At 62.4% G+C, this 9,313-nt stretch carries 9 protein-coding genes and 1 pseudogene; all 10 read left to right on the top strand.

Annotated elements, in window-relative coordinates:
* Window positions 1–16 precede the first annotated feature (16 nt).
* The 10 genes and pseudogenes from RIFP1SYM_RS14345 to cas2e all read left to right on the top strand — a co-directional run bounded on the left by RIFP1SYM_RS14345 (window position 17) and on the right by cas2e (window position 9,171).
* Entirely contained in the window at window positions 17–2,740 is a 2,724-nt protein-coding gene (locus RIFP1SYM_RS14345; RefSeq protein ID WP_005966026.1) for a CRISPR-associated helicase/endonuclease Cas3, read from the top strand.
* A pseudogene (gene casA, locus RIFP1SYM_RS14340) lies at window positions 2,737–4,319 on the top strand (type I-E CRISPR-associated protein Cse1/CasA). The gene RIFP1SYM_RS14345 and the pseudogene casA overlap by 4 nt, the downstream one beginning before the upstream one ends.
* Window positions 4,316–4,792, top strand: coding sequence for a type I-E CRISPR-associated protein Cse2/CasB (casB, locus tag RIFP1SYM_RS14330; RefSeq protein ID WP_005966019.1), 477 nt, complete (start codon window positions 4,316–4,318; stop codon window positions 4,790–4,792). Before casA ends, casB begins: the two are co-directional and overlap by 4 nt.
* 107 nt (window positions 4,793–4,899) lie before the next feature.
* Entirely contained in the window at window positions 4,900–6,003 is a 1,104-nt protein-coding gene (gene cas7e, locus RIFP1SYM_RS14325) for a type I-E CRISPR-associated protein Cas7/Cse4/CasC (protein WP_005966018.1), read from the top strand.
* Between the two features lie 3 nt (window positions 6,004–6,006).
* Window positions 6,007–6,831 (top strand): type I-E CRISPR-associated protein Cas5/CasD, encoded by an 825-nt coding sequence (gene cas5e, locus RIFP1SYM_RS14320; RefSeq protein WP_005966017.1) that lies wholly within the window; start codon window positions 6,007–6,009, stop codon window positions 6,829–6,831.
* The gene (gene cas6e / locus RIFP1SYM_RS14315) at window positions 6,767–7,444 is read left to right on the top strand and encodes a type I-E CRISPR-associated protein Cas6/Cse3/CasE (RefSeq protein ID WP_005966016.1); all 678 of its coding nucleotides are present in this window, start codon (window positions 6,767–6,769) and stop codon (window positions 7,442–7,444) included. Before cas5e ends, cas6e begins: the two co-directional genes overlap by 65 nt.
* Window positions 7,445–7,467: 23 nt before the next feature.
* Window positions 7,468–7,692, top strand: a complete 225-nt coding sequence (locus tag RIFP1SYM_RS14310) for an addiction module protein (protein WP_005966013.1) — start codon at window positions 7,468–7,470, stop codon at window positions 7,690–7,692.
* A complete protein-coding gene (locus RIFP1SYM_RS19075; RefSeq protein WP_039960601.1) occupies window positions 7,689–7,976 on the top strand; it encodes a type II toxin-antitoxin system RelE/ParE family toxin in 288 nt (95 codons plus the stop codon). Before RIFP1SYM_RS14310 ends, RIFP1SYM_RS19075 begins: the two co-directional genes overlap by 4 nt.
* Window positions 7,977–7,979: 3 nt before the next feature.
* Complete coding sequence (gene cas1e / locus RIFP1SYM_RS14300; protein WP_005966011.1) at window positions 7,980–8,891, top strand: type I-E CRISPR-associated endonuclease Cas1e; 912 nt, start codon at window positions 7,980–7,982, stop codon at window positions 8,889–8,891.
* Window positions 8,872–9,171 carry a type I-E CRISPR-associated endoribonuclease Cas2e gene (gene cas2e, locus RIFP1SYM_RS14295; protein WP_006475820.1) on the top strand — a complete coding sequence of 100 codons (300 nt, stop codon included), beginning with the start codon at window positions 8,872–8,874 and terminating at the stop codon, window positions 9,169–9,171. Before cas1e ends, cas2e begins: the two co-directional genes overlap by 20 nt.
* Window positions 9,172–9,313: the final 142 nt, after the last annotated feature.

Here is a 9,313-nt window from a genome sequence, read left to right as displayed (position 1 = left end):
CAACCAGGAGATTCACATGGAAGCGAATACGAGTTACCACCACTACTGGGGCAAGACGGGAGAGAAGGAGAGCCGGGCCTGCCACCTGTTGCCCTACCATTGTCTGGATGTGGCGGCGGTGGGCCAGCGGTTACTGGAGCAGCATCAGCCGATCCGACGATCACTCTGCCGCCTCACCGGACTCGGCGAAGATGAACTAATCCGCTGGACGGTATTTTTTCTCGCCCTCCACGACATCGGCAAGTTCGCCACCAGCTTCCAGCAACTACGGCCCGACCTCGCCCCCAACCACCAGCCCACCAAGGGCTACAGCCGGCACCACGACACCCTCGGCTACGACATCTGGAAATCACGGCTGAAACCCAGGCTTCAGGAACAGGGCGTGCTGCCCCACCGACGGCGCGGCCAGATCCCCGCCGACTACTGGATGCTGGCGGTCACCGGCCACCACGGCCAGCCACCGGAACTAACTGAATGGCTGCAGATCGACCACTTCACCCCCGCCGATGAGCAGGCGCTGCTGGCCTTCGCCGATGATGCCCGTCAACTGCTGCTGCCCGACGCCCTCCGCTTTCCCGACCTCACCACCGACCGCATGAAGGCCGCCTCCTGGTGGCTAGCGGGGTTCGCCGTACTCTGCGACTGGATCGGCTCCAACGCCGACTTTTTCCCCTACCACCCGGAGCCGCAGTCCCTCGACGACTACTGGAACCGAGCGCTGGACCAGGCGGAGCAGGCCATCGCTCACAGCGAGCTGATCCCCGCCACCCCCAGCGACCGCCTGGGGCTAGAACAGCTCATCCCCAACACCCCCAACCCGCAGGCCACACCCCTGCAACAGAAGGTGAACGAACTGACGTTGGCGGACGGCCCACAACTCTTCATCCTCGAAGACGTTACCGGCGCCGGCAAGACTGAGGCGGCCCTGCTGCTCGCCCACCGGCTGATGAGCAGAGGCAGTGCCAATGGCATCTACTTCGGCCTGCCCACCATGGCCACCGCCAACGCCATGTATGACCGCCTCGGCGACAGCTACCGCCAACTCTACGGCGAAGCCAGCACCCCCTCCCTGGTGCTGGCCCACAGCGCCCGCAATCTCTCGACGCGGTTCCGCCAATCGCTAATCCCGGAAACCCAGCACCCCGAGAGCAGCCACCACCGCGATGACCCACCCCCCGCCTCCACCCACTGCGGCCAGTGGCTCGCCGACCACCGCAAGAAGGCCCTGCTGGCGGAGATCGGCGTCGGCACCATCGACCAGGCCCTGCTCGGCATCCTCCCCAGCCGCCACCAGTCCCTACGCCTGCTGGGGCTGCTCGGCAAGGTGTTGCTGGTGGACGAGGTCCACGCCTGCGACGCCTACATGCAGCAACTGCTCTGCCGCCTGCTCACCGCCCAGGCGATGGCCGGCGGCAGCGCCATCCTACTCTCCGCCACCCTGCCCCAGCGGCAGCGCCAGGCACTGATCAACGCCTTCGCCGACGGCCTGCAACAGCCCCACCCTGAACCCAAGCAAACTGCCTACCCCCTGCTCAGCCACTACAACGGCGAACAGATCCGAGAATATCCCCTCGCCACCCGCCCCAGTGTGCGGCGGCGTGTGGTGGTCGAATGCGTCCACGAGATCGACGCCATCACCGCCATCCTGAAAGAGGTCGTCGCCAACGGTGAGTGCGCCTGCTGGATCCGCAACAGCGTGGCCGATGCACGGGAGGCCTGGCAACAGCTCAAAGCCGATCACCCCGAGTGGCAGATCGAACTCTTCCACGCCCGCTTCGCCCTAGACGACCGGCTCAACATCGAACAGCAGGTGGTGGCCCGCTTCGGCCCTAACAGTGACGAAGAGGCGCGCCGGGGTCGCCTCCTCATCGCCACTCAGGTCGTGGAGCAGTCCCTCGACCTTGACTTCGACCGACTCATCAGCGACCTGGCCCCCATTGACCTGCTGATCCAGCGGGCAGGCCGCCTCCACCGCCACAGCCGCGACCCCCAGGGTAACCGCATCGACGGTGACGACCGACGCGGCCAGCCCACCCTCACCCTCCACACGCCCGAGTGGACGGAGACGCCCGGCAGCGACTGGTTCAAGGCGACCTTCCCTCGAGTCGCCCCCATCTACCCCGACCACGGTCAGCTCTGGCTCGGCATGAAACGGCTGCATGAACGGGGCGGCTTCGCCATGCCGGAAGATGCCCGGGGGCTGATCGAAGGGGTCTATGGCAACGAGGCTGAACCCCCCGAGGGATTACTGGCGGTCAGCTTGGGAGCCGAAGGCGACGACAAAGCCGCCGCCAGCTTCGCCATTCAAAACGCCCTCAACCTCCCATCCGGCTACTCACGGGAAGATGCCTGGAACTGGATCGACGACGCCAAGACCCCCACCCGTCTCGGCGAGGAGAGCACCACCGTCTGGCTCGCTCGCTGGCGGGAGAGGCGGCTCGAACCCTGGTGCGACGAGGGCGACTTCCGCTGGCAACGCAGCAGTCTCAGCCTGCGCAGCGCGCTTATATCAGAATCAATACCGAATGATGAAATCACGCAGTCGGCTATCGACGCCTGTCTGGAGAGCCTGCCCGCCAAGGGCAAGTGGGGGGTTCTGCTGCCGCTGATTGAACAATCCCTCGGTCAGTGGCAGGGTATTGTGCAGGACGCAAAGGGCGACACATCCGCCCTCTACTACAACCCGGAAACCGGCCTTACCACCGCACGGGAACAACAGGCCATGGAGGACAAGGAATGAACCTGATCGACGACCCCTGGATACCCATCCGCCGCGCCAGCGGCAGGGAAGAACTGATCGCCCCCTGGCAGATCACCGACTCGGCCGACCCGATCATCGCCCTCGCCGCCCCCCGCCCCGACTTCAACGGTGCCCTGCTGCAATTCCTGATCGGGATGCTGCAGACTGCCTACCCACCAGAAAGCGACGACAAGTGGGAGCAATGGCTGGAAAACCCGCCCTCACCGGCCAGCCTCAAACAACACTTCGAACCATTCGCCGATTCTTTCAATTTGATGGGGGATAGCCCTCTCTTCATGCAGGCTTTCGAGCCGTTGAATGGCGATGAGAAACCCATTGCCAACCTGCTGATCGACGCCCCGGGCGCACAGACTCTGAAACAAAACGCCGACCACTTCATCAAGCGCGGTGGCATTGAAAAAATCTGCCCCTGCTGTGCCGCCACCGCCCTCTTTACGCTACAGACCAATGCTCCCGCCGGCGGCGCAGGACACCGCACCTCCCTGCGCGGCGGCGGCCCGCTGAGCACACTGATTGCCCTTGACCCTGCCGGCAGCCAGCTCGACAACACCCTCTGGCGGGCCTGCTGGCTCAACGTACTAGAAAAAAGTGTGATTGGTGGGCTTGGAGACGGTCCCCCAAAGAAACCGGAGGCCACCTTCCCCTGGCTCGCCGCCACCCGCACCAGCGAGGCAAAGACAGGCCAGAACACCACCCCGCTGGATGGGCACCCGCTGCAGATGTACTGGGGCATGCCGCGCCGGATACATCTCAAATGGCACACCACCGAGGATGGTCGTTGCGATCTCTGTGACCGGGCATCGAACCAACTGGTCAGCAACTACGTTACACAAAACTACGGCATCAACTACAGCGGCGCCTGGATCCATCCCCTCAGCCCCCACATTGCCAACAAGGAGGGGGGTCTACTGCCGCAACACGCCCAACCCGGCGGACTCAGCTACCGCCACTGGCTCGGTCTGGTCAGCAAACAGGAAAATCGACAACCGGCACAGGTGGTCAGCACCTTTCTCTCTTACCGGAAACTGCCTCAGGAACAATTTCGCCTGCACACCTTCGGCTACGACATGGACAACATGAAGGCCCGCTGCTGGTACGAAACCACTTTCCCCCTCTACCCGCTCGATGATGCCATCCGCGAAACTTTCACCCAGCGCACCAAACAGCTGATAGAGGCCGCGACCGATACTGCCGGCNCACCCGCAGCTGCATCAAAGAGGCTTGGTTCAAGCGCCCCGGTGAAGCCAAGGGGGACACTGCTTTTCTAACCGAAGCCTTCTTCAGCCACACCGAAAGTGCCTTCTATGCCCATCTGCAACAGCTCAAACAGCAACTGAAAGCAGGGAAGGATGGCAAGGCGCTGCTGGAGGTCTGGCACGGGGAACTGAAAAAGGCCGCGCTCGACCTGTTCGACTACTGGACCAGCCGGGGCGACTTCGAGGCAGTCAACCCGCGTCGTATCGCCCAAGCCCATCGAAAACTCAACAACTGGCTGCACGGCAAGAAACTGAGAACCCAGATTCTGGGCTTGCCAAAGCACAAGGAGAAAGCCGCATGAGCCTCACCCTGAACAAGGAGTCACACACCACCGAGATCCTCATCCAATGGTGGCAGGGACTGGAGAACAACAAAGGCACAAGGGCGGAACTGCGCCGCTGCACCAGCCCCGATAAAGTGATGTTCCAGCCCGCCTTCCAGCGCCTCTGCCAGCGACTGAAACCAGAGCCACAGGAACAGCGCCAACTCGCCAGCGTGGTCGGTCTGCTGGCCCATGTGCGGTACACCACCGGGCAGAAGCTCGCTTATCAAATGGCGGGCAACCCACCTGTCGTCAGCGAACTGCGCTTCCGCCGCCTGCTGCAACGGGACCGGACCGACCTCTACGGCGCCATGATCCGCATCCTGCGCATGCTCGACCACAGGGCCAACCTGCCCGACCTGATCAGCTCGGTCTTCTACTGGGGCGACAAGGTCAGAAAAGACTGGGCCTTCGACTACTTTCCCAACACCCCAGAAAAAGCCGCAGGCTGATTGGCCAGGGATCGGAGTCAATTTTGGCTCCTCCCTTAACTAATGACAGCAATACTCACGAACAAAATTGACTCCGACCCCGGACACAAAGCAACAAGGAAGAAACCATGACTCAATTCGTACAGCTCCACCTGCTCACCTCTTACCCACCCGCCAACCTCAACCGGGACGACCTGGGCCGCCCCAAAACCGCCATGATGGGCGGCGCCAACCGGCTGCGGGTCTCATCTCAGAGCCTGAAGCGGGCCTGGCGCACTTCCGACAGCTTCGAGCAGGCGCTCAAGGACCACCTTGGCACTCGCACCAAGGAGATGGGGCCAAAAATCTACCAATCGCTGATCGACAAAGACGTGTCTGGAAAAAAGGCGATGGATTGGGCCAAACAGATCGCCGGTCAATTCGGCAAGCTGAAGAGCCTCTCAAAAAAGGAGCTGGAAGCCGTCAAGCAGATGGAAGAGCCTGAGAAAACCGCCAAGCTAATGGTTGAACTGGAGATCGAACAACTCGCCCACTTCAGTCCTGAGGAGCTGGCCGCCATCGACGCCCTGGTGGACGAACTGGCCGCCTCCGGCGAGGCCCCCACCCAGGAACGGCTCGCCCTGCTGCGGGAGCGTCACACCGCCGCCGACATCGCCCTGTTCGGCCGCATGCTCGCCTCCAGCCCCAAATACAACACCGAGGCCGCCGCCCAGGTGGCCCACGCCATCAGCGTGCACAAGGTCACGGTAGAGGACGACTTCTTCACCGCGGTGGACGACCTGAACAACGGCGAAGAGGACATGGGGGCCGGCCACATGGGCGAGACCGAGTTCGCCGCCGGACTCTTCTATCAATACATCTGCATCGACCGGGATTTGCTCAGAAAGAACCTCTCCGGCGATACGGAGCTGGCGGACAAGACTCTCGACGCACTGATCCGAGCCGCCGCCACCGTCGCCCCCTGCGGCAAGCAGAACAGCTTCGCCTCCCGGGCACGAGCCTCCTACATCCTCTGCGAACGGGGCGAGGCCCAGCCCCGCTCCCTCTCCGTCGCCTTCCTCAAACCGGTGGCCGGTCAGGATCTGCTCACCAACGCCATCGACGCCCTGGAACAGACCCGGGAGCGGATGGACGCGGTCTACGGCGATGGTATCGAGAACCCGGCGCGCCTCAATGCCCGGACCGGCGAGGGGAGCCTCGACGCCATCATCGCCTGCGCCACCGGAGAGTAGATCATGGCCGACTACCTGCTCTTCCGTCTCTACGGCCCGATGGCCGCCTGGGGCGACACCGCAGTGGGCGAGTTCCGCCCCAGCCACGGCCACCCCACCCGCACCGGGGTGCTCGGGCTGGTCGCTGCCGCATTGGGCATCACCCGGGATAACGAGGCACAGCTGCTGGCACTCGACCGGGGCTGCCGCATCGCCGTGCGCCTCGACGCCCCCGGTGAACTGCTGCGCGATTACCACACCACCCAGGTGCCACCGCAGCAGCGCAAGGGACGTCACTACACCCGCCGGGACGAACTCAACGCCGACAAGCTGCACACCATCCTCTCCCAGCGCGACTACCGCACCGACACCGCCGCCAGCATCGCCCTGAGCCTGGGCACAGACGCCAAGATCAGTCTCGACAGGATCAAACACGCTCTGCAACGTCCAGCCCTGCCCCTCTACCTAGGCCGGAAGTCCTGTCCTCTGGCACTGCCGCTCGCCCCGGAAATCATCATCGCTGACAGCCTCAGCAGCGCTTTCGCTGCCTACCCCGACAGCCTCGCCCAGCTCAATGAGATTACCCAGGAGAGCCGCGCCTACGGTGATGGCCTCCCCCGCCCAGATCTGATCCGTTTTTTCTGGGAAGAGAGCGAACCCACCCCCGGCATGCAGACAGAGATGATCTACCACGCCGCGACTGCCTACGCAGCCGCAGACGCTGGCAGTTCGATCCACGCAATGAATGTTATGCCGCGCAACCCGTCAAGGAGGACAATAGCTAATGTTCATCAGCCAAATCCGCCTGCGGCCAGACACCGACCCAATGCGCCTCGCCCGGCAGTTTGACAACTCATCTACCTACCGGGAACACCAGCTCATCTGGCAGCTCTTCCCCCGCGATCCAAACGCCGAGCGCGACTTTCTGTTTCGTGCCGAAAAAAGGAACGGAACCCAGCGCTACCTGCTACTCTCGCAACGCCAGCCGGAGGCCGACCCGGCGATCTGGCAGGTCGAGACAAAAACGTACCGCCCCAGACTCCACAGCGGCCAGCGGCTCGCCTTTCAGCTACGCGCCAACCCGGTTGTCACACGCAAAAACGCACAGGGACGATCAAGCCGCCACGACATCATCATGGACGCAAAAAAACAGATCAGCTGGAGCACACTTCCTGCCGCCGAGCGTCCCCACTTGCCGACGCTGATCCAGCAGGCAGGTGAGCGCTGGTTGGCCGAACGACTCGCCCGCCATGGGGCCAATCTCGAAGCGGTGCGGGTCGACGGCTACCAACCCCAGAGCAGCCACAAGAAGGGGGCCAAAAAACCGATCACCCATAGCAGCCTGGATTTCGAGGGCACCCTGCAGGTGGAAGACCCCGAGCCATTCACCCAACTGCTCTATACCGGTCTTGGCCCCGCCAAGGCCTTCGGCTGCGGCTTATTGCTCGTCCGCCGCCTCTAGATCATACTCAAGGAAGATTTCACATGACCTCCAATACCATGAGCAAAATCACCCAAGCCGATATTGATGCCATGCCGATCGACACTAAGCTGGCGCTTGTCGAAGCCATCTGGGATTCAATTGCCACCTCACCAGAAGCAGTACCCGTACCACAATGGCACAAAGATATATTGGATAGACGTCTGGCTGACGAGAACGCCGAAACAGACTCTTGGGAAAACGTAAAAAAACGACTTGGCAAACAATGATCTTAATAATCCGCAAGGAAGCGGAGCAAGACATCTCTTCCGCAATACACTGGTACAACCAACAGCAGATTGGCGTAGGTGACTCACTCCTCACCGAGATCTATCGACTATTTGAGCAGATCATCGAAAACCCACGGATCTTTCCCGAGGTACGCGCAGGCATTCATAGAGCGCTAACCCATCGTTTTCCATATGCGGTTTATTACCAGCCAACTGCAAACAAAACCACTGTCCATGCCGTACTGCACCAGAAACGTTCTCCGTTAGGCTGGAGCGACCAATAAACCATGCTGCCGCCACTCAAACCCATCGCCATGAAGGAACGGATCTCCATGCTCTTCATCGAATACGGTGAGATCGACGTACTCGACGGCGCCTTCGTCGTCATCGACAAGACCGGCGTCCGCACCCAGATCCCGGTCGGCAGCATCGCCTGCCTGATGCTCGAACCCGGCACCCGGGTCTCCCACCGCGCTGCCGCACTCGCTGCCCGGGTCGGCACCCTGCTGGTCTGGGTCGGCGAGGCGGGTGTTCGGCTCTACGCCTCCGGCCAGCCCGGCGGGGCGCGCTCCGACCGGCTGCTCTACCAGGCCAAACTCGCCCTGGACGAAAAGGCCCGGCTCAAGGTGGTGCGCAAAATGTACGCCATGCGCTTCGACGAAGAGCCTCCGGCAAAACGCAGCGTCGATCAGCTACGCGGCATCGAAGGGGCACGGGTCCGCAAAACCTACAAACTGCTCGCCCAGCGTCACGGCGTGGCCTGGAAAGGGCGCAGCTACGACCCCAGCCAGTGGGACAAGAGCGACCTGCCCAACCTCTGCCTCAGCGCCGCCACCGCCTGCCTCTACGGCATCACCGAGGCCGCCGTGCTGGCCGCCGGCTACGCCCCGGCGGTGGGTTTCATCCACACCGGCAAGCCCCTCTCCTTCGTCTACGACATCGCCGACATATTCAAATTCGACAGCGTGGTGCCCATCGCCTTCCAGATCGCCGCCCGCGCCCCCGCCCAGCCGGAACGTCAGGTCCGCCTCGCCTGCCGCGACCACTTCCGCCAGAGCAAACTCCTCGGCAAGATCATCCCGGCCATCGAAGAGATACTCACCGCCGGCGAACTCGAGATGCCAAAACCGGCGCCGGACACCCAGCCCGTCGCCATCCCCGAAGAGAAAGGCCTGGGCGATGCTGGTCATCGTCACTGAAGCCATCCCGCCCCGACTGCGCGGACGCCTCGGCGTCTGGCTGGTGGAAGTGCGCGCCGGCGTCTACGTCGGCAACCCCTCCGCCCGGCTGCGTGACTTCATCTGGGAACAGGTGGAAGAAGGACTCGAGAACGGGAACGCCATCATGGCCTGGAGCACCAACACCGAATCGGGCTACGACTTCAAAACCCTTGGTACGAACCGCAGAATCCCCGTCGACTTCGACGGCATCCGCCTGGTCGCCTTTCTTCCCGAAAAGGAAGAAACAAATGCTCTTTAACAACCTGGAAATGACCTTCAGGCACCTCGATTGGAAACCATCCGATCGGCCAAAAAGATCGGTAGAAATCAACACGATGATTTTTCTTATCTCTATCAAATAGATAGAATAAGAGTGTTCCCCGCACCCGCGGGGATGAACC

It is taken from the genome of endosymbiont of Riftia pachyptila (vent Ph05) (genome assembly GCF_000224455.1).
Classification (GTDB): Bacteria; Pseudomonadota; Gammaproteobacteria; order Chromatiales; family Chromatiaceae; genus Endoriftia; species Endoriftia persephonae.
Note: the sequence above shows the minus strand (reverse complement) of the source record. Positions and strands in the feature narration are given on the sequence as shown.